At 68.4% G+C, this 20,247-nt stretch carries 14 protein-coding genes and 4 pseudogenes; 9 read left to right on the forward strand and 9 right to left on the reverse strand.

What is annotated here, in order from left to right:
• The 3 genes and pseudogenes from AB0G32_RS12770 to AB0G32_RS12780 form a co-directional block, all read right to left on the reverse strand.
• Positions 1 to 563: pseudogene (locus tag AB0G32_RS12770) on the reverse strand (electron transfer flavoprotein subunit alpha/FixB family protein); the annotation flags it as partial.
• Positions 564 to 650: 87 nt separating this feature from the next.
• Complete coding sequence (locus tag AB0G32_RS12775; protein ID WP_361162352.1) at positions 651 to 1,439, reverse strand: electron transfer flavoprotein subunit beta/FixA family protein; 789 nt, start codon at positions 1,437 to 1,439, stop codon at positions 651 to 653.
• Between the two features lie 186 nt (positions 1,440 to 1,625).
• Positions 1,626 to 2,354, reverse strand: a complete 729-nt coding sequence (locus AB0G32_RS12780; RefSeq protein ID WP_361162017.1) for a TetR/AcrR family transcriptional regulator — start codon at positions 2,352 to 2,354, stop codon at positions 1,626 to 1,628.
• A gap of 252 nt (positions 2,355 to 2,606) precedes the next feature.
• Between AB0G32_RS12780 and AB0G32_RS12785 the strand changes: the two genes are divergently transcribed.
• A complete protein-coding gene (locus AB0G32_RS12785; RefSeq protein ID WP_361162019.1) occupies positions 2,607 to 2,843 on the forward strand; it encodes a hypothetical protein in 237 nt (78 codons plus the stop codon).
• Between the two features lie 142 nt (positions 2,844 to 2,985).
• Here the strand turns inward: AB0G32_RS12785 and AB0G32_RS12790 are convergent, their stop codons facing one another.
• Positions 2,986 to 3,498, reverse strand: a complete 513-nt coding sequence (locus tag AB0G32_RS12790; RefSeq protein WP_361162021.1) for a nuclear transport factor 2 family protein — start codon at positions 3,496 to 3,498, stop codon at positions 2,986 to 2,988.
• Between the two features lie 279 nt (positions 3,499 to 3,777).
• Between AB0G32_RS12790 and AB0G32_RS12795 the strand changes: the two genes are divergently transcribed.
• Positions 3,778 to 3,993: a hypothetical protein gene (locus tag AB0G32_RS12795; protein ID WP_361162023.1), complete on the forward strand. Its 216-nt coding sequence runs from the start codon at positions 3,778 to 3,780 to the stop codon at positions 3,991 to 3,993.
• A gap of 245 nt (positions 3,994 to 4,238) precedes the next feature.
• Positions 4,239 to 4,478: pseudogene (locus AB0G32_RS12800) on the forward strand (transposase); the annotation flags it as partial.
• Positions 4,479 to 4,495: 17 nt separating this feature from the next.
• On the opposite strand, the pseudogene AB0G32_RS12805 reads toward AB0G32_RS12800, so the two are convergent.
• Positions 4,496 to 4,675 (reverse strand): annotated as a pseudogene (locus AB0G32_RS12805) (transposase); the annotation flags it as partial.
• 603 nt (positions 4,676 to 5,278) lie between these two features.
• On the opposite strand from AB0G32_RS12805, the pseudogene AB0G32_RS12810 reads away from it, so the two are divergent.
• Positions 5,279 to 6,939 (forward strand): annotated as a pseudogene (locus tag AB0G32_RS12810) (DNRLRE domain-containing protein); the annotation flags it as partial.
• A gap of 1,462 nt (positions 6,940 to 8,401) precedes the next feature.
• Here AB0G32_RS12810 and AB0G32_RS12815 read toward each other — a convergent pair.
• The 3 genes from AB0G32_RS12815 to AB0G32_RS12825 form a co-directional block, all read right to left on the reverse strand.
• Positions 8,402 to 8,893, reverse strand: a complete 492-nt coding sequence (locus tag AB0G32_RS12815; RefSeq protein ID WP_361162025.1) for a hypothetical protein — start codon at positions 8,891 to 8,893, stop codon at positions 8,402 to 8,404.
• Between the two features lie 70 nt (positions 8,894 to 8,963).
• Positions 8,964 to 9,752: an ISAs1 family transposase gene (locus tag AB0G32_RS12820; RefSeq protein WP_361162354.1), complete on the reverse strand. Its 789-nt coding sequence runs from the start codon at positions 9,750 to 9,752 to the stop codon at positions 8,964 to 8,966.
• A 58-nt stretch (positions 9,753 to 9,810) separates the two neighbouring features.
• A complete protein-coding gene (locus AB0G32_RS12825) occupies positions 9,811 to 9,945 on the reverse strand; it encodes a hypothetical protein (RefSeq protein WP_361162027.1) in 135 nt (44 codons plus the stop codon).
• 686 nt (positions 9,946 to 10,631) lie between these two features.
• Here AB0G32_RS12825 and AB0G32_RS12830 point away from each other — a divergent pair.
• Positions 10,632 to 12,857, forward strand: a complete 2,226-nt coding sequence (locus tag AB0G32_RS12830) for an MMPL family transporter (protein ID WP_361162029.1) — start codon at positions 10,632 to 10,634, stop codon at positions 12,855 to 12,857.
• 305 nt (positions 12,858 to 13,162) lie between these two features.
• On the opposite strand, the gene AB0G32_RS12835 is transcribed toward AB0G32_RS12830, so the two are convergent.
• Positions 13,163 to 14,578, reverse strand: a complete 1,416-nt coding sequence (locus AB0G32_RS12835; protein ID WP_361162031.1) for an alpha/beta hydrolase-fold protein — start codon at positions 14,576 to 14,578, stop codon at positions 13,163 to 13,165.
• A gap of 941 nt (positions 14,579 to 15,519) precedes the next feature.
• Here AB0G32_RS12835 and AB0G32_RS12840 point away from each other — a divergent pair.
• From AB0G32_RS12840 to AB0G32_RS12855, 4 genes are all read left to right on the forward strand, one after another.
• On the forward strand, positions 15,520 to 17,835 hold the full coding sequence (locus AB0G32_RS12840) for a hypothetical protein (protein ID WP_361162033.1): 2,316 nt from the start codon (positions 15,520 to 15,522) through the stop codon (positions 17,833 to 17,835).
• An 8-nt stretch (positions 17,836 to 17,843) separates the two neighbouring features.
• Positions 17,844 to 18,248, forward strand: a complete 405-nt coding sequence (locus AB0G32_RS12845) for a hypothetical protein (protein ID WP_361162035.1) — start codon at positions 17,844 to 17,846, stop codon at positions 18,246 to 18,248.
• Between the two features lie 252 nt (positions 18,249 to 18,500).
• Positions 18,501 to 19,163: an RNA polymerase sigma factor gene (locus AB0G32_RS12850; protein ID WP_361162036.1), complete on the forward strand. Its 663-nt coding sequence runs from the start codon at positions 18,501 to 18,503 to the stop codon at positions 19,161 to 19,163.
• On the forward strand, positions 19,160 to 20,227 hold the full coding sequence (locus AB0G32_RS12855) for a CU044_5270 family protein (protein ID WP_361162038.1): 1,068 nt from the start codon (positions 19,160 to 19,162) through the stop codon (positions 20,225 to 20,227). Before AB0G32_RS12850 ends, AB0G32_RS12855 begins: the two co-directional genes overlap by 4 nt.
• Positions 20,228 to 20,247 lie beyond the last annotated feature (20 nt).

Here is a 20,247-nt window from a genome sequence, read left to right on the forward strand (position 1 = left end):
GGCGTACGGCCGGTGACCCTGGTGCCGGTCGCGGCGTCCGAGAAGGACACACTCAGCTCCTCGACGGCGCCGGCGGCCGGGGCGGCCTCCACGGCGACGCTGTTCGGCTTGACCGTGATGACCGGGGTGCCCTTGGCGACGCGGGACCTGGTGGTGAACGCGGCGGCGAACACCGACTGGGTGGCCACCGGACCCTCCTCGCCGGCCTCCAGGTCGACGGCGTCGGTGATGATGCCCGAGCCGATGCGCAGCGCGAGGCGGGCGGCGATCTCCTTGCCCTCGGCGGAGGAGGGGACCAGCACGGCGGCCGGGGACACCTGCGAGACAGCGGCCTGGAGCGCGTCCACCTTCGGCACCACCAGGTAATCGGCGTACTCGGCGGCCTCACTGGTGAGGACCCTGACCGCGCCGTGCTCGGCCAGGGCGGCGGCGGTGCCGGCGGCACCGCTGCCCAGCGCGACGGCGACCGGCTCGCCGATACGGCGGGCCAGGGTCAGCAGCTCAAGGGTCGGCTTGCGGACGGCACCGTCCGCGTGGTCGACATAGACAAGGACTTCAGCCATGGGACTTCTTCTCTCCTGCTTGGATCAAGACGAGGGACGGTCAGCGGACACGCGGGGGCTCGGATGAACTTCTGGCCCGCCCGGCTGTTACACGAACTTTCGCTCCGCGAGGAAGGCGGCGAGCTGCTTGCCGCCCTCGCCCTCGTCCTTGACGATCGTGCCCGCGGTGCGCGCCGGGCGCTCGGCCGCCGACTCCACCACCGTGTAGGCGCTCTCCAGACCGACCTCGTCCGCGTCGATGTCCAGGTCCGACAGGTCCCAGGACTCGACCGGCTTCTTCTTGGCCGCCATGATGCCCTTGAACGACGGGTAACGGGCCTCCCCGGACTGGTCGGTCACCGACACGACCGCCGGCAGCGACGCCTCCAGCTGCTCGGAAGCGGCGTCGCCGTCCCGCCGGCCCCGGACAACCCCGTCCGCCACAGAGACCTCGGACAGCAGCGTCACCTGCGGCACCCCCAGCCGCTCGGCCAGCAGCGCGGGCACCACACCCATCGTGCCGTCGGTGGAGGCCATACCGGAGATCACCAGGTCGTACCCGGCCTTCTCCACCGCCTTGGCCAGCACCAGGGAAGTACCGATGGCGTCGGTGCCGTGCAGATCGTCGTCCTCGACATGGACCGCCTTGTCCGCACCCATCGACAGCGCCTTGCGCAACGCGTCCTTGGCGTCCTCGGGACCCAGCGTCAAAACGGTGATCTCCACATCATCGTCCGAGTTCTCGGAGATCTGGAGTGCCTGCTCGACCGCGTACTCGTCCAGCTCGGAGAGCAGACCGTCCACATCGTCACGGTCGACGGTCAGGTCATCGGCGAAGTGCCGGTCGCCGGTGGCGTCGGGCACGTACTTCACAGTGACAACGATCCTCAAGCTCACGCCCATGCCGGTCCTCCTTGGTTTCGGGCTTCGCCCGTGCATCGCACTCGCCTCCGCCGACCAGGCAGATCGAATGCTCCGGCTCTCACCCACGGTGATCCAGAAGCCGTCACCGGCATGCTAATGAATCGTGTACCGGTCGGTCAATAAAACGTCTGGGGCGTTCTCGACCGGAGCGCGCGGCGTTCAGGAGCTGGCTGGCGGCCGAGGTGTCGAGCCGACCGTCGGAGCCCAGGAGGCTTCGGGGTCTAGAGGCAGGTGCGGGAAGGTGGTCTTGAACACGTCCACCCGCTTCTCGACGTCTAGCAGGAAGTCCTCGGATGCGCCGAAGCCCCGGAAGAGGATGCCGCAGCACTCCTGGGCCAGGAAAGTGGGAGTCCAGGAGCCTTTGGGCTTGATCCACTGGTAGGTGTGATTGTGGAGGTTCAGGAACTGCAGGGTCGCCAGGCGGGGCTCCACGGCTCGGAGGGTGCCAAGGGCGATGGCCTCCGCGAGCACCTGAGAGACCAGGCGTTCGAAATCCCCGCGCTGGGCGAGCAGCGTGCGCAGTTCCGTGCCGCTCAGATCCCGGTAGTCGTGCTCATAGACCCAGATGTGATCGAGCCGGTTGAAGATGGTGGTGAGCAGCGACTCGGAGAGCAGGCGCAGGCGCAGGAGCGGGTCCGCGTCGAGGGCGGCGATCTGCCATGCGCGGGCGAGCAGGGGTGACATGACCCGGCTCTGGATCTCGATGAGCAGGTTCTCCTTGGAGACTATGTAGTAGTAAAGGGCTCCCTTCGCGAGCCCGACGGCCTGACTCAGATCGTTGATGGAGGTCGCCGCGTAGCCCTTGCGTGCGAACAGCCGGGCAGCCGTGTCGATGATCTCCTGGCGTTTGACCTCGAAGTCCGGCCCATGACCCGGTGGTCGTGGCATCGGGTTCTCTCCTGGTGTGACGGCGGGGTGGCGTGCTGGATTTACTCGACCGAACGGTACAACAATTCGGCCGCACAGCCGCTCCCGGGCAGGATGACACCCGTACCGCACCGCATCGGGGAACCGCAGGGGCGGAGCGTGAACAGCCGCCGTCCTCAAGGATCACCGTCCCGCTCACCGGCCTCGCGTGGTCGGCCGATCGCCGGCATCGGCGAGACACCGCCGCAGCACCGCATCGCTGTCGGAGTGTCGATGGCCGCCAGTGCGGCGATGCTCGCGGGTGCGTCCGGCACCGTCGTCTCCGGAGTCCTCATCGACTCGTTGGACTGGCGCTACATCTTCGTCTTCGCCGCGGCCGTCGCCGTGCTGGCGGCTCTCTGCGCGCTCAGGCTTCCGCGCTCGACCTGTGCCGACAGGGAGGTTCGCGTCGACTGGCCCGGAGCCGTTCTGTTCGCCCCGGCGATCGCTCTCGTTCTGCGTCCCTGCTGATCAAAAGAAGAGGCGCTGGACAGGCACCTGTGCCGGCCACCGCCCCGGCGCGGCCGATCTCGGTGGCAGAGGGGAACGCGTGAAGGACGACGGCACCGCGCGACCGCGGGCCGTCGTCAGCGGGCGGATCGGATCTGCGGAGTCAGCGGAACACGTCGTAGGAGGGGTCGGTGGTGTTCCGCGTGCCGGAGAATTCGGTGCCGGCTGTGGCGGGTTGCGCCACCTCGCGGTACAGGTCACCCGCATAGACCCGGTGGTCAATGGCCCAGACCCCCGCACGGCGCGACCAGCGGTCCACGTAACGGCCGCGATGGAACAGGTCGGTGACGATCCCGTCGACAGGGCGCGTACGCAGCCACACCGATACGTAGGTCTCGCTCGCCGCGGTTCCCGCGGTGTCGTCGAGTTCGACGAGGACGTTGGAAACCAGATGCGAGTGGCCGGCGAGCTGAGCGTGATATTCCCAGACGAAATCCAGAAATCCGGTGGCGGATCCCCGGTAGTCGGGACCGTAATCGGCCGTACCGTCGGAATGCCAGACGGTGTCGGCCACGGCCCGGTCCATACGGTCCAGGCCGCGACAGTAGCGGTGCAGTACTTCCGTGATCTCCTGTATCGCAGTGAGTCGGGCGATGGCCGTCGAGTCGGTGCGCATGACGTGCTCCTCTCGCGTTGAACGCCACGGGGGCCTGCGGCCCTGGCGCTCGCCTGTTTCAGGCGGAACGCATACGGCACCCTAGGTACCTCGGCGTCGGGAATCACGCCCTGTGCCCGCTGAGCGGGACCGAATCGCTGGGGAGGTGCTTCAGGTGCAGTCGGCTACACCGTTATGCGGGGGTGTGCTCCCTCGTCGCGGCGCTCGAATGACGCAAGCATCGGTGACGCAAGGTCCGCACCATGTGCGCACCGGTATAAATCCCCGTCCCTGGAGACCATGGTGAAGAAATTCCTTCTGTCGAAGCCCGTTCTGTGGTTCCTGTGCCTGTTCAACCTGCTAGCCGCAGCGATTGTCCCTTTCGCTGTCGACGGCAGTCAGGGAGTAACCGCCGCCATCGGAATGGGGCTCGTCTCGCTCAAGGCGGGAATAGGCCTGCTGTGGAAGAAGCGGGCGGTCACTCAGGGTTCTCGTTCTCGCGCTGCACAGATCTGACACGGCAGCTGTAGATGTGGCTGCGTCGTGAGTTGCGGCTGGTCAGCGGGATGGCGGACGCCTGCGGGCATGAGTACGGTCACCGCGATCATGAACGCTTGTGACGACGTTTCAGGACCAGGTGGCCGTGGAGGCTACGAGCCGAGCGGGAGTGGACGGCGGCGTTGGGGGCGGCGACCGAACAGATCGCGGACTGCTTCGAGCGCCGTGAACCACGCGCTGCGTTACGGGAGATGACCGAGGCGATGCTGATGGAGTTGGACACGCGGAACAGTTGGACGCTCGCCGAGGCCCTCGGTCACCGCGGGCCGCACCGGCTGCAGCACCTGCTCTCCCGTGCCGCCGTCGACCATGATCTGGCCCGGGACCGGATCGCCGCCTGGGCGGCCGGCGAACTCGCCGATCCGGACGCGGTGCTAATCGTGGACGAGACCGGGGACGAGAAGTCCTCCACGGACTGCGTTCGGCGCGGCCCGTCAATACTCCGGAGCATGTCCAAGTCGCGGGTGCGGGCGAGCAGGGCGCCGGCCAACTGCGGCTTGGTGGCGAACACGACGTCGTCGGGGACACGGGCGAGCAGGCCTCGTTCCTCGTCAGCGGCCCACTCGGCGCCAAGATACAGGGCCCGGTCGATCGGGGCGTGCCCGAGCCGGCTGGCGTAGGTGAGGTGGACGGCGACCTGGCACAGACCGATACCGCCCAACATCACAGCCCGCTGGCTGGCCGGCGACGAAGTCTACGGAGGCAAGGAGCTGCGCCGCACGCCCCGCGCACTCGGCCTCGACTACGCCCTGGCCGTCCGCACCGACCATCGCGTGGGGGGGCCTATGCACAGTGTCAAGATTCACTAATCGGCCAGTCATGCGGCCGATATGACGTGAAGAGCCTGACGTTTGAAAGCTGGCAGCCCTGTGACCACTGCTGTCAGCCTCTGGACCGATGATCATGTTCCGGTCAACCTTTTGTCGTGAGCATGCACGGGAGATTGTACGGTCCTACAGTGCCTGGACAACTCGTCAGGTAATGAAAGGGTGTGCGCTTCGTGTACGCGCGAATATCCCGTACCAGAGGAAGACGGACAGCTTGGATAGCGGTGGCTAGCGCCCTGCTGATACTTGTGGAAGGCTCACTCGCCGCGGGTGCCGCGGGCGCCGTCCCTCAGCACGTTTCTGATGCCACCTCGGCGGCCCAGGCCGTGGCGCGACTCGCCAGTACCACGAACGGCGAGACGGCCTCCGAGGTCAAGAAGGCGGCGGCGCACGCGAAGGGCTCCCTCGGCTGGGCCATAGCCGAGGCGAAAAGCACGGGCAAAAAGGTTGCCGCTCCCGACGAGACCACCGCTACGTCGTCCACGGTGGCCAACCCGGACGGAACGGTGACCACCGAACTCACCGCAGGCCCTGAGCGGGTGTGGCGAGATGGCGCTTGGCGGAAGATCGACGTCACCCTCACGAAGTCCTCGGACGGCTCAGTGCGGGCCAGGGAGCATCCCAACGGTCTGCGTCTCGCGGGTAAGGGCGGCTCTCAGGCGAAGTCACTGAGCGCCGCGCAGGACTCATCGGCGCGGGACCTGGTCACCCTGGGCAGCGGCGAAGACAGGGTCACGCTCCAGTGGAAGGGCGGATTACCCGAACCCGAGCTTAGTGGCACACGTGCCCGCTACCAGGACGCCGTCCCCGGTGCCGATGTGATCGTCGAGGCGACCCGGACGGGCTTCGAGCAGTTCGTTGAGATTACCGAGAAGCCAGCCGGCGGGGCCTTCACGTACACCCTGCCGCTGCGGGCCGAGGGCATGACGGCCGAGGCCCACAAGGACGGCTCGGTGGTGTTCACCGACATCGAGACCGGAGACGTCCGGGCGACCATGCCCGCCCCGGTGATGTGGGACTCGGCTGTCGACAAGGTGTCCGGCGAGCACACGCGACGGGCGCGCGTGGACATGACGGTCGTTGACAAGGGGCAGGGCGAAATCGACCTCGTCGTCGCCCCAGACTCCGACTTCCTGTCCGACAGTAAGACGCAGTATCCGGTAACGGTCGATCCCTCCACCTCCGCCCTCGCGAGCGCCTTCGATACGTACGTGCAGCAAGGCGAGACGGTCGACTGGTCCAACGACGTCGAACTCGACCTCGGCAACCCCGGCACCACAAACGCAGACGGCACCCCGCGCACCGCGCGATCATTCATCACCTGGAACACCACACCGATCCAGGACGCGCTGATCGTCGACACCAACCTGGCGCTGTACAACTTCCACTCCGGCAACACCGACTGCGCCGTGCAATCCTGGACCGTCTGGGACACCAGCGCGCCCTCAACGTCCTCACGCTGGACGTCGCAGCCCACGTGGAACAAGCAGTACCACTCCTCCACCGAGACCAAGGGCAACCCATCCTGCACGACCACCCAGCCGGACGGCTGGATCAACGCCGACGTCGACACCCTGGTACAGACCTGGGCCTCGGCGAAGGCCACCCGCGGCCACATGGGCCTGCGCGCCGCGACCGACTCAGTCAGCGCCTGGAAGCGGGTCAATTCGGGCAACGCGACCGCCAACCAGCCCAAACTGACGGTCACGTACAACTACCGTCCGCAAGACGGGTCAGCTCAGCAGGCAGGCCCGCCGTACAAGACGTACGAGGGTGTGTGGGGCGTCAACACCCTCACGCCGACCCTCAGGGACAAGTTCGCGGACGCGGACGGTGACCAGGTGAGCGGCAGCTTCCAGGTCTACGACGCGGAGACGAACACACCGATCACCACGTCGGCCGGGGACGGCGTCCTTGTCTCCGGCTATGTCGAGCCCGGTGAGTGGGCCACCGTGCAGGTCCCGGCCGGGGAGTTGACGGACGGCAAGATGTAAAGTTCCGCACCAACGCCTACGACGGCACCCACTACAACCTGGGATGGTCGCCGTGGGCGACGTTCGTCGTGGAGACCGCGGCAGCCGGTGTTCCCACCAACCTCCAGCCCGGCGACTCCTACACGATCAACGACCCCGAGCTGATCGCCGACCCCGCCCGGATCCAGGAAGTCTTCAACAGGGACGGCAACCTGGAGGCGCTCGGGCTGCTGCCGCGCACCGGTCCCTCGGCGCTGGAGCCCACAGAGACGAAGGCCGCTTGGGAACGTACGTACACCGTCGGCAGCTCTCGCTTCGCAGGAGGCCGCAAACCTGAGAACAATGGCCTCGACCCATATGAATACATCGCTGACGTCGACGAGTGCGTCAACGCCGACGACTCGGACAACAAAACCGGCTGGATCAAGAACCGGTATTCCTACTGCCAGGAGACCCTGACCTTCATGCCGGCCATCAAATGTGGCCTATGGCCGCCCGGATGCTACGCCCAGGGACTCTTCATCTCGCGGAATACACTCATCGGACATGGCAAGATCGGCGGCCTGGACGGCGGTACCTACACTCGGTACGCAGAGTTCGACTTCAACGTCGATGTCAAAGTCACCAGCGGTGACTTCAACAAGGCCGGTTCCAAGCTGAAAGCCACTCTGGAGTGTGAGGGCGACTGGGACATCGGGGTCCCGTCGACAGCCAGGGACGAGGACGCCTGCTACACCGGCTTGTACGACGGTCGCGAGGATTCTCCCAGCCAGTGGAACGCCGACGGCGACACCAAGTTCGACCTGTGGTCATCGGCCCCCAGGACACCCGACCTCGCCGACGGCGACCAGATCGCCACGGGCCTGTTCACGCCGGTCCTCAAGTTCACCATCCCGGGCTACGGCCAGGTCATTCCTTCGGAGGGCGAGGAGGGAGAGGTACGCTTCGACAGTGCCGCCTATAACACACGAGCACAGCTTGGGTCCGTATTCCCCGACGCCACACCCGCCCTGCGATACGACAGAAGCGACAAGAGCGTTGCCAATCCCATCGGGGAACCGTACGTCGGAGTCGCCGCAGTCGCGGACCACATAGGCGACGCTTTCGATGACTCGGACAGCACCTACCCGACGAAAAGCGGCAAGAACATTCCCGGTGGGGACCCACTGGATCCGATGCACCGCCTGGTTCCGGGTTATGGGGCGACCGAACTGGCACGCTACAACGCCAATCGCTCAGTTGTCTCGTCGACCTGCAACAGCAGCAGCATGCCGGGGAAACCCGGTGAAGGAGAGAGCCTCGATTGCGATGAGTTCCCCTTCGCGTCGAGTTACGAGGGAGCCGCGCGCTACCAGTACGAGGGTGATCAGTACCTCAACGACTTCTCCGTCCGCTACATCAGCCCGACCGAGAATCAGGAAGCGGGAAGACGTCTTGGCGCCTGGTACGACAACGAACGCATCCTGAGCCACGACCCGTTCATCATCCGTATTGGCGACTGACCAGGAGGAAGGCGCTCGAGCGAAGTAGTTGTGGGGCCGGTCAGCCGCCGGCCCCACAACCTATTCACTCGGCGGATGTGCGCCACATCTGCACGAGACAGTACTGATCCGCGTCGTTCAGTCTCTCATCCTGCGCCGCAGGAACCTCCAGAGTGCGCCACGAAAGCGGTGAAACGAAGGGGCCGCTCTCACTGTTGAACATCCACTGCCATCGCATCCTGTACAAACCTGGCGAGGGCAGGATCAACGGAACATCTTGCCGCCCCCCGTCGACTGTGTGAATGGCTAGATCACCGCCGGGGAACCGCACGTCCACCTCCTCTCGGCCGAACCACCGGGCCTCCTCTTCCGAAGGAAGAGTCGACCAGCTTTCCAGCCGCACGGTGACCCGAATCACCTGGGCCGGCACCTGCATGTACACGAGACCTGGGGCGGAGAGCAACCAGCTCTCGGAATTAGCCGGCAGCCCAGAAGGGTCTACTAATGTGTCATAGAGTCCGAAAGTCCGATAACTCGGAGAAACGTGGGCATCGAAGGCATCCAGTAACTTACTCATGAGACACCTCTCGCATCGACAGTTGAGTCACAAGCAGCATATGCGGAAGCGCTTCCTTATTCCGCGGCCATTATCGCGAGCGAACAGCCCTACTGGCGAAGGCGGGGACGCAGCAGGGTCGCGGGTGGTTTCGGGCGGTGTGGCGGAGGGCGGCGGTGATGTTGGTGTGACCGTCCTGGCGGTGGACGCCGATGCCGAGGTTGCGCAGGCCGGCCATGACGCGGGGCAGGCCGCGGGTGCGGATCTTTGAGGCGTCCTCGTGGAGGGTGCGGTCGCGGACGTGGTGCAGTTGGTTCTCGATGCGCCAGTGGCCGCGGATCCGGGCCGCGAGTTCGCTGCCGTCGGCCGCGCCGGGCGGCAGGCTCGTGACCAGGCAGATCCGCTCGATCGTCGGCTTGCCGGTGCCCCGGTCCCGTCTCCAGCGCACGACTTGGAGGGCCTGGCGTGCGTGCGGGTATGCGATGTGGGCGGACGCGGCGGTCTTCAGCCGGCGGATCTCGTTGCGGTGGTGGGCCCGGGTGCGCTCGATGTGGTCCGGGCGGATGTCGCGCCAGGGAAGGCGGCGGAGGCGCTCATGGAGCCGGGGGTGGTTCTGCTTTACGACGGCCAGGTGGTGAGCCCGGCGTTCGTGCAGGAAGGCGGCGTGGTCGTGCTGGGTGTGCAGGGCGTCCGCCGTGATGACGGCACCGGTCAGACCGATGCCGTCCAGGAGCGGGGCGAAGGCCGGGATCTTGTTGCTCTTCCCGTCGACCTGCCGTTGGGCGAGGACCTGGCCGCTGTGGGTCATGGCAGCGATCACGGCGGTGGCCGTCCGGCCGGCGGTGCGGGAGCCGCGGAGTGTCTTGCCGTCGATGGCGATGGCCTTCCGTCCCGGGGCCGGGGCCTTGCGTTCCTGGAGGAAGGCGCCGGTGGCGCCGTCAAGGGGCGTCGCCGTCCGCGGCGGCCAGGACGGGGCGGATGGTCGTCGCGTGAGGCGGGCGGATCCGGCCGGTCAGCGGGTCGGGGCGGAAGCCGAGCAGGGCCAGGACGCGCTGCGGTGCGCCGGAGACCACTCACCGATCGCCGTGATCGAGGCGGCGCCGGCCAGAACGGCGGCGGCCGCGGCGGTGAGCAGGGGCCGTCCATGGGTGACGGATGCCGCGGCGAGCCCGCGGGTCAGGCACCGCGGCCAGATAACTCCGCAGGTCAGCGGCTGTCTCCAGCAGGGCTGGGCCGGAGGCGTCCCCCAGTTGCCGAAGGCATGACGGCATGCGGGAAGCTGGGTGCGCAGGCATGGACTCGCTCGGTGCTCATACGGACTCGACCCCCACATGATCACCAGCGGCCATGCCTGTTCTGCGCCCAGGGCCACCCACCGGGCAGACGTCAACAAGCCGTCACTTCCGGTACCCGACAGGCAAACCACCCACCTCGACACTTCTCAATGACCCTGGTTGATGAGCGGAGCTGGGTTCCTGCAGTCGGTAGTGGTGCGGAGGGACGCGGTGCCGGCGATGTCACCGGCGGTGACTAGTCATGGTGTAGCCCGCTCCACCACGCACTCGGGAGCACGCTCCCTCGTATCCGCGGGCGGATGACGAGATCGTTTGAGACAGAGACAGAGACAGCGACCGAGACAGAGACACAGACGCAGACGCCGCGGAGTTCGTGAAGCTCCGAAGAAGGCGAAGCGTCTGGAAATCCCGGTCTCTCTGCACTCAATGTTCCCTGATCCGCATCCCCGGAGGCTTCTTCCGCCATGGCAACTGTCCTGTACCACCTGGGTCGAGCGGCCTTCCGATGGCGCTGGTTCTTCGCCCTGTTGTGGGTGGCCGTACTCGGCGTCACCGGCTTTGCCGCGACCAAGGCCCCCGCCGCGGCGGACGACGGCTTCACGATGCCGGGCATCGAGTCGCAGAAGGCCTTCGACCTGATGGAGCAGCGCTTCCCCGGCACCGCGGCGGACGGCGCCACAGCCCGGATCGTCTTCGTGGCGCCCACCGGGGAGAAGATCACCGCCACGCAGAACAAGGCGGTCGTCGAATCGCTGGTCGACGAGGCGGCGGACGGGTCACAGGTCAGCAGTGTGGTCGATCCGTTCCGGGCGAAGGCCGTCAGCAAGGACCTGACCACCGCGTACGCCACGGTCGGTTTCGAGGCCAAGGCGGACGATCTCACCGACGCCGGCAAGAAGCACCTGGAAGACGCCATCAAGAAGGCGCAGGAGGCGGGCCTGACCGTCGAGGTCGGCGGGGACGCACTGGCCACCCCCACCGAAGCCGGCGGACCGGCGGAAGCCATCGGCATCGCGATAGCGGCTGTCGTGCTGCTGATCACCTTCGGCTCGATGGCCGCGGCCGGACTGCCACTGCTCACCGCGCTGCTCGGGGTCGGCATCAGCATGACGGCGATCACCGCCCTGTCGAGCGCCTTCGGGCTCACGAGCACGACCGGCACCCTGGCCACCATGCTCGGTCTGGCCTGTGGCATCGACTACGCGCTCTTCGTCGTCTCGCGGTATCGAGAAGAACGCGCGAAGGGTCATGTGCCCCGCGAAGCAGCGGGGCTGGCGGTCGGGACAGCCGGCTCGTCCGTGGTGTTCGCCGGCCTGACGGTCGTCATCGCGCTGGCCGGTCTGTCGGTCGTAGGCATTCCCACGCTCACCAAGATGGGGCTCGCCGCGGCCGGAGGTGTTCTCATCGCCGTGCTGATATGCCTGACCGCGGTACCCGCGCTGCTCGGATTCTGGCCCAACGCCGTACTGTCACGGGGCGTACGCAAGGATTCGAAGCGCAGCAGGCGCAAGCAGCAGAAGCGACACAACGCCGGCAGTCGCTGGGCGAGCATCGTCGTACGCCACCCCGTGCCCTTCCTGCTGCTCGGCGTTGTCGGCCTGGGCGCCATCGCCGTCCCGGCACTCGACCTGCAACTCGGCATGCCGGGTGACGAGGCCAAGTCGACCTCCACGACCGAGCGCCGGGCCTACGACGCCCTGGCCGACGGTTTCGGGCCCGGGTTCAACGGGCCGCTGACTGTGGTGGTGGACGCGAAGAAGGCGCATGATCCGAACGCGGCGGTGGCCACTGTCCTGCGGGACGTCAAGGGCACCGAAGGCGTGGTTTCCGTGTCGGCGCCTCGCTACAACGAGTCCGGGGACACCGCCGTCTTCACGGCCACACCCTCAAGCAGTCCTACCGACGCGAAGACCAAGGACCTCGTCAAGGCGATCCGCGGGGAACGCGCCGTCATCGAAGCCGAGGCCGACGGCGCGAGCTTCGAGATCACCGGCACCACGGCTCTCAACATCGACGTCGCCGAGAAGGTCCAGGCAGCACTGGTCCCGTACCTCGTCGTCGTGGTCGGCCTGGCGTTCGTCCTTCTGCTGCTGGTCTTCCGATCCCTGCTCGTCCCGGTCAAGGCGGCGGCCGGTTTCCTGCTTTCGGTGCTGGCCGCCCTCGGCTCCGTGGTGCTCGTCTTCCAGCAGGGACACGCCGCCGGCCTGCTCGGTGTCGAACAGACCGGGCCGATCATGAGCATGATGCCGATCTTCCTGGTGGGCATCGTCTTCGGACTGGCCATGGACTACGAGGTGTTCCTGGTCAGCAGGATCCGCGAGGCGTACGTACACGGGGACAGCCCGCGGGAGGCCGTGGTGTCCGGCTTCCGGCACAGCGCCCGGGTCGTCGTGGCCGCGGCAGCCATCATGATGGCCGTCTTCTCCGGTTTCATCGGGGCGGGCGAGTCCATGGTCAAGATGATCGGCTTCGGACTGGCCATCGCCGTCTTCTTCGACGCGTTCGTCGTCCGCATGATGCTGGTGCCCGCCGCGCTCTCCCTGCTCGGCGACCGGGGATGGCGACTGCCGCGCTGGCTGGACCGCATCCTGCCCGACATCGACGTCGAGGGGGAGAAGCTCAGTCGCAGGGCACCCACTCCCGAACCGTCCCCCGCTGACCCCGCTCACCAGGCCGTCTCACTCCACTGAGGCAGCTGACTCAAGACAGCGGGTTTGCCCGTACTCGTGGCAACCCGCTGGTCGGAGCCGCGCCGAGCGGACGCTGCTCCGACCGCGCCACACCTCGTGGGGACGGGGAAGTGGCGCAGATCCGGGCCAGGCAGTGTGAGCTTTCCAAGCTCCTGCCGGGCCCGGATCGCTTCGTGAGCCACCTCGACTGTGTTTCGGTGCACGAGTGCGCTGCGAGTGAGGACGGGAGTGTCGACTCAACGGTCGAGATCTGTCGTTGGTCGGTCAGTGGGTGGCCGGGTCGCCGCCGGGCGGGCGTCGTATCGTCACTCTCCCCAGGCGGCGTCCGCGCTGGTGGGCGGGAGGAAGGCGGCACGGGTCAGGAAGTCGCGCAGCAACTGGCGCCACACATACCACTCGTGACCGCCGTCGACGAAGGCGGTCTGGACGTGGAGGCCGGCCGCGGTGAGGTCGCGGACCTCGCGCAGAGGGCCGCGGTGCAGGGTGAGGTAGCCCTGGTTGATGGGGTCCTGACGGCCGCCGCCGACGTACACCGAGACCTTCTTGAGGGCGGCCTTGCGCTCGTCGGTGAGCACGGTACCGGCGGGCAGCCCGGCGCTCATCATCCCGTAGTAGCCGAACTGCTCGGTGTTGTTGAGCATCAGGTGATTGGTCCGCATGCCGCCCGCTGACAGCCCGGAGTAGGCGCGGTCCGCGGCGGCCGGGGAGACGTGGTAGTGCTGCTCCATCCAGGGGAAGACCCGCTCGATCAGATCGGTGCGGTGCAGCTGGTCGGCGGTGGAGGAAGCGTAGCCGGTCGCGTTGGGCATGACGACGACCATGGGGGCGACGGCGCCGGAGTTGATCAGGTTGTCCATGATGGCGGCGACGTCGCCCTGGGTGCTCCAGCCCATCTCGTTCTCGCCGCCGCCGTGGCTGAGGTAGAGCGTGGGGTAGGGCGTCGACCGCTTCGGGTCGTAGCCGGGAGGCGTGTAGACGACCAGGTAGTTCTTGTCGACCGGAGTGAGGTGTCCGGGGGAGTCGTAGGTGACGTGCTCGAGTCTGCCGTGCGGGCCAGTGCTCGGGCCGAGCCAGGAGACGTCCGTGGTGTCGAAGTCCGGGTCGGCGGGCACGTACACCTGGCTGCGGTCGACGGCGGTGCCGTGCACGACGCCGTCCACCACGTTCCAGGCCGGATTGGCGGGGTCGGGCAGCTGGCCGGTCTGGGTGGTGTCGTCGGCGTCCGCGTCCACGAAGAAGCCGTACGTGTAGAAGCCGCCGGGCAGCGGAGTGGTGAAGGTCCACACGCCGTCCCGGCCCTTGGCCATGTCGTCGGTGCGCCAGTTCGGGCTGGTGGAATTGGGGTGGGCGATGGGTACGTCGCCGGGGCGCCACTGGGCCGGCCGGAGACCGGGGCTCTCCACCAGGTGGTCCGGGGTGGTCAGGCGCTGAGCGAGCGCTGAGGGACGTTCGAAGTACCACTCGCCCTTGATCTGCACCCGCTTCGCCTTCGGCGCGTAGTAGCGGAAGGTCACTTCGTACCCGGTGGGTCGCTTGCCCGTGTGCCGGATCACCGGCCCCGCCGAGCGGGTCTTCTTTCCGCCGGATCCGCGGCTCGGCGAGGCGAGCGGACGGCCGGCCGGGGCGGACACGGCCAGTCCGGCCGCCGGACCGCCGAGAAGGGAGGCGGAGCCGACGGTGGCGGCGAGGGCACGGGTCACGCTTCTTCGGGTGACGGACATGACGTGTTCTCCAGACCTGTGAAAGCGCACGGAACCGGGCTCAAGACCGGTACGGCGACACCGCGGTGGCACCGGGGCGAGCGGCCGGCGCGGAGGGCCGACCGGACGATGAGGTCATGGGCTGAGGATTCGGGGGAGGGCGACGACCGATAGTGACCGTTCATCGGTTGAACGGATACGAGGGAAGGTGGCGATCTTTGTAACTCCGCCTTAATCACTGTGTCAACGGATCGCACCGAATCCAGCAAGCGGGCGCGACAGCCGGGCACGGCCCCTCACACCTTCCATGACACGTGCGCTTATACCTTGGGACTCCGCTACCGGCCAGGCGCAGAGACGCAAGCTATGTATGCGCCGCTGTCCCTTTGAGACGCGCTTCGAGTCTTGAAGTCGAGTCACGGTGCTCTCAGCGTGAGTCGGCCGGACTCGGCAGCCATGGACGCACCCACCGCTGCCGGTTCCCTCACCCCGTTCGACCTGTTGCAGACCGTGCAGAACTCGCGCAGACACAGCAGAAGGAATCCCGTCCCGCTCCGGCAGCCCGAAGGTAGTCGGTTGTCGGGGAGGTGACTGTTTCTATCGTTTGAAGGGACAACCGCGCGACGTCCGGCGAGACTCGGACGTGCCAGTGGACTGGCGAAGGAGTTCCGTTGCGACGGACGCTGCACCTCGTCCGGGCCGCCGGCACCGGCGCGCTGAGGGTGGTGCTCGGCGGACCGCGACGCGAGGCAGTCGATCCGCACCGCTGACGACGCCACCCGCGAAGTGCTCCCGCTCCTGACGGGCTACTGGTCCTCGGCGCCGAGATCCTCGTAGTCGTCGGCGGCGGCCTGCACGAGAGCGAGCACGCGTGAGGAAAGTCCGCCGTTCGGGCCCGTGGCGAGGGGGGAATGCCCTAGAGTGCGGCCACCGATCTAGGGCAAGGGGGAGGGGGCACCCGAATGCCGACGACCGGGCGTTCTTCGCCTGCCGCACGGTTCCGTCTCACGCTGCTGGTCCTGATCGTCGTCGCCGCGGGCAGCCCCTGGGCGCAGCGGCCGCTGCTGGACTTCTACGTGCAGCGGTTCTACATCGAGCAGTCCGACAACGACGCGCTGCGCTGGGCGGTCCAGGCGGGCTTCTCACCGGGGTGGGAGGTGTCCGCCGAACGGTACGCCGGTACGGCCGGTCTGATCGCCAACAACCTGAGCGTCCTCGTGCTGCTGACGCTGCTCCTGCTCGTCGCCGCCCGCTTGCCGGTGCGCCGCGGCAGGCGCTGGCCTGCCTGTTTCGTGGGCGGCGTGCTGTGCGCCGGGCTGGCGAGCACCGCGGGGCTGGGCCTGTTCATGGTCTTCGTCGAGGACGCGGAGCTGGGCCCGACCGACGAGCTGGTGACGAACCTGGGGCGCAGCGCCCTGCTCTTCGGTTCGGTGCTCGGCGCGCTGCTGCTCCCGCTGTCCACCGGACGGCCGGGAACCGCATCCGGCAACGGCAACAGCAACGGCAACGGCATCGCACGTCGGCGAGCGCGCCGCGAGACAAGGGGGGAACCGTTGACGACAGCGTCTGGCTCCATGCCGGTGGGCAGCGCACCGGGGGACGTCACCCGGTACCTGTGCGCCGCGGCCTACGTGGACGAGCACTTCGCCGACCGGGTGGTGGAGGACGTACTGGCCGACGAGACCAGTGCCGTGGCCTCTTCTCCCGGGGTGGATCCGGCAGCGGTGATCCGGCACTGCCTGACCGCACAGGACCTGCGACATCGGCGCGATCTGCGTCTGGCCGCGGTGTTCGGGGCCGTGGCGCTGCTCGCGCCGCTGTGGCTCGCCGCCGTCCTGGCACTCCTGGGGGCCCTGCGGCAGGCGGGCCATCGGCCCAGCCTGGCCACCCGCGGCCGACGGCTCCCCGGCGGCGAGGCGCTGGTCCGGCTCGGTTTCTCGGCCGCCGTGTTCGTCCTCCTCGCGCTCTGCCTCGGAGTGGCGTTCTCCGGCCTGCCGGTGGACGGCTTCCCGAGCTGGCTGCTGGGCACGTACCTGGCCGCAGTGCCGGCCGTGCTCGCTTGCGTCGGGGGCGCGGTGTCCGCGTACCTCACGGTTCTCCACCACGACCGTGAGGTCGACCGGCTGCTGCGCGCCACCTTGACCAGGAAGAAGTACCGGCCCCCGCGCGGCGGCACCAAGGGACGGCCGCAGTGGGTGGCCGACCGGCTGTCGGCCGTCGAGCGGGCCGTGCAGAGCAAGGCCATCATCTACAGCGGGTACAGCCCGTTCGTCGGCTGGTCGCGGACGAGCGCGCAGTGGTCCCTGGCGGTACCGCTGCTGCCGGCCGAGGACCGGGCGGGCCTGCGGGCACGTCCCGCCGGGCCCCGGCCCTTCACGGTCGAGGAACTCGTCGACCACCTTCGCGAACGGCTCGGTTCGCTCACCGGCGACGCGGACGGCGACGGGACACGGAACGGGGAGCTTCCCGGCGGCCTGGTGATCGAGGACCGGATCCTCGCCGACGGCACCACCCTCCGCGGCGACGACGCGCGCTTCTTCACCGCCGACGCCCTGGCACCGGTCGCCGCCCTCTCGGACGAGGCGGTCCGCGACATCATGCGCCGTCCGGCCGGCGGCGTCCGCCACTGCCTGGCGATCCACACGCAACTGTGGGGCGGTGACGTGGTGCCGGCCACGTTCCTGCACGTCGCCACCGTGGGCCGGACACTCCACCTGCACATCGACCACCATGTGCTCGGCCCCGTCAGAGCCGCCTACCACGTCGTCGACCGCATGGACGGGAACATCACCACCGCCGGGCAGCGCGCGCTGCTGCTGGGCGCCCTCGCCCGCACCGGCGCGACCTTCGCCGCCGCGCCCTTCCGCGCCCTGCGGCACGCCCGCTTCGAGTCCCGTCACTCCCGGCGGATGGCCGACGAGCTCACCGCTCTACGACAGGACCCGCTGTACGACTTCGGTGCCCGCACGAGTATCCGGGAGCTGGCGCTGAGCACCGACTATCACAACTACTTCCAGGTCATGGACGCCCGGCGGGTCACCGCCCTGGTCGAGCGCCACACCATGGCGGTCGTCCGGGAGTTCCTCGACTCCCACGGCTACGACACCACCGACTTCCGCGCCCAGCAGCAGACCATCCTGAACCAGGGTGTCATCCAGCAGGGCGGTACGAGCATCATCGGCAACCAGGCGATCGGCACGGGGGCGAGCGCCACCCAGCACGTCCCGCAGCAAGCCGGTACCACCGCCCCGGGCGCCGTCGGCGCGCCCGGCCGTTAGGAGATCCCGTGAGCCGCGACGATCAGGAACGGCACGATCCACCCGTCAACAACGGGCTCGTCATCAACGGCGGCACCCACTACGTGGGCGTCCAGGCCGTGGGGCACAACGCCCGCGCGTACTCCGGTTCGGTCTCCTTCCCGCAGCAGGACGCCGCGCAGGCCGCGCGGACGGCCGAGCTTCTCGCTCTGGTCGAGCGGTTGCTGGAGGAACACCGGGCAGCGCTCGCCGACCCCGGGGCCGTCGGCAGGGAGCTGGGACGGCTGCGGGACGAACTGGACGAGGCCGAGCCGCAGCCGACGGTCCTGCGCCGCGCCCTGGACCGCATCACCGAGTTCGTCCAGCCGGTGGGCCCGCTCGTGACAGCGGTCGGACAACTCGCGGCGTCGGTCCAGGGCCTGCCCCTGCCTTGAGCACACCTTCGGTCCCGTCCTGAGTATCGCGGCGCCGGCACTCAACGCTCCTGCTCGGTGGCGGACCGCCGGCGGCGGGTGCCGGTCGAACAGCTCGTCGTAGCCGGGGCTGGAACGCGGTGCGCGAACCCTGCTGGACCGGCATCCGCGCCACCTGCGGCGGACGCCCCTGCCCAGCCGCGAACGGTGTGGCGCAGCTCACGGGAACCGTCCCTGCTCGGTGGAGAGCTCAGGGTGTGAGGTGTAATCGACATGAGTGACCATTTGCGTGCGCGTATCCGGGCGGGCGACCCGGAAGCCTTCGCGGAGTTGTACGAGGAGTACGCGCGCTTCGTCTACAACTACGCCTACCGGCTGACCGGGAACTGGTCGACGGCCGAGGAGGTGATGGGGGACACCTTCCTGGACGCCTGGCGAGGCAGGGATCAGGTGGACCCCGACCGCGGCACGCTGCGGCCGTGGTTGCTGGGCATCGCGACCAACAAGGCCCGCAACGCCAACCGGGGCACCGGCCGCCGTCTGGCCTTCCTGGCACGCCGCTTGGAGCCGGAGGCGGTGGCGGACTTCGCCGACGAGACCGTGGGTCGCGTCGACGACGCCCGGCGTCTGGCCGCCGTCCGCCAGGCCATGGGCCGACTGCGGCAAACCGAGCGGGAGGTGCTGGCGCTGTGCGTGTGGTCCGGCCTGGACTACCCGCAGGCCGCGCAGGCGCTGGGCGTCCCGGTCGGGACCGTGCGGTCGCGACTGTCCCGGGCTCGGGCCAGGCTGCGCCGGCTCACCGACCGGCAGTTGGCGCAGGAACAGGCGGAGAACCCGGCGGCGGGGACGGAACCGTCCCGCCGCCGCGGAGAGATGACCGGTGAGACCGCGTTCGCGGCTCTGCCGGCTCAGCAGATCAAGGAGACATCCCGATGACCGCCGATGGCTCTGGACCCACCCGGACCCCACAGCCGGACGCCACGGAGCGCGCCGTGCTGCTCCGGACGTTGCCGCCGCCGCCCGAGCGGGACCTCGCTGCTGACCGTCACTCCCATCACAAGGAACGGCTCATGCAGTTGATCCACGACGCCCAGTCCACCGCCCCCGCCCCGGCAGCCGTGCCCGCTCGTCGTCGGCGGTCGCTCCGTCCCGCGCTGTGGATGCCAGTCGCAGCCACCGCCCTGGCCGGTGCGCTCACGGTCACGCTCTCCAGTCACTCCGGCACCACCGGCATCCCCAGCGGCAACACCGCGGTGGTCCTGCTCGAACAGGCCGCCGACGTCGCGGCGAACACCGAGGCCACTCCGGTACGCGACGACCAGATGGTCTACGTCAAGAGCTTGACAGCCGGAGCGGAGCTGCGGTCGGACGGCTCCTACAAGCCCGGGGAGCTGCACCAGCGGGAGGTGTGGAAGTCGCAGGAACCGTCCCCCGTGAAGACCGTGGGCCTGATCCACGAGGACGGCGACTACTTTCCGCTCACCGAGATGGTGCCGTCCGGTTCCGCCGGCGTCCCGGCGGGCATCGACCGTCCCACCTACAGGTGGCTGGCCTCCCTGCCCACGGACCCGGACGCTCTGCTCAAGCGCCTGTACGCGCTGACCGAACCCGCGGACGGCCAGGAAAGGGCGCAAGCCGTCTTCGACACCATCGGCGAACTCCTGGGGGAGACGGTCATGCCGCCCCGCAACGCCGCCGCCCTGTACCGGGCCGCCGCCAGGATTCCCGGAGTGACCCGGGACGCGGACGCGGTGGACGCCTCGGGACGGCACGGGGTCGGTATCCGCCGCGTCGACGAGCGGGCCGCCACGGTCACCGAATGGGTCTTCGACCGTGACGACCTGACCTACCTCGGCGAACGCAGCTACCTCGCCGAGGACGGCACAACGGGCAAGAAGGGGACGGTACTGGCGGAGACCGCCGTCCTGCGGCGCGGCGTCGTGGACGCGTACCGTCAGCGACCGGACTCCGCTTCCTCCGACGGCACGGCCACCGAGTAACCCCCGCGCTGGACGGCGCC

This window comes from Streptomyces sp. NPDC023723, assembly GCF_040639815.1.
Classification (GTDB): Bacteria; Actinomycetota; Actinomycetes; order Streptomycetales; family Streptomycetaceae; genus Streptomyces.

Coding starts and splice junctions, on each gene's coding strand:
- AB0G32_RS12815 (WP_361162025.1), bottom strand. CDS start 8,893: ATGAGTAAGTTACTGGATGCCTTCGATGCCCACGTTTCTCCGAGTTAT.
- AB0G32_RS12850 (WP_361162036.1), top strand. CDS start 18,501: ATGAGTGACCATTTGCGTGCGCGTATCCGGGCGGGCGACCCGGAAGCC.
- AB0G32_RS12835 (WP_361162031.1), bottom strand. CDS start 14,578: ATGTCCGTCACCCGAAGAAGCGTGACCCGTGCCCTCGCCGCCACCGTC.
- AB0G32_RS12855 (WP_361162038.1), top strand. CDS start 19,160: ATGACCGCCGATGGCTCTGGACCCACCCGGACCCCACAGCCGGACGCC.
- AB0G32_RS12785 (WP_361162019.1), top strand. CDS start 2,607: ATGGCCGCCAGTGCGGCGATGCTCGCGGGTGCGTCCGGCACCGTCGTC.
- AB0G32_RS12790 (WP_361162021.1), bottom strand. CDS start 3,498: ATGCGCACCGACTCGACGGCCATCGCCCGACTCACTGCGATACAGGAG.
- AB0G32_RS12830 (WP_361162029.1), top strand. CDS start 10,632: ATGGCAACTGTCCTGTACCACCTGGGTCGAGCGGCCTTCCGATGGCGC.
- AB0G32_RS12840 (WP_361162033.1), top strand. CDS start 15,520: ATGCCGACGACCGGGCGTTCTTCGCCTGCCGCACGGTTCCGTCTCACG.
- AB0G32_RS12780 (WP_361162017.1), bottom strand. CDS start 2,354: ATGCCACGACCACCGGGTCATGGGCCGGACTTCGAGGTCAAACGCCAG.
- AB0G32_RS12795 (WP_361162023.1), top strand. CDS start 3,778: ATGGTGAAGAAATTCCTTCTGTCGAAGCCCGTTCTGTGGTTCCTGTGC.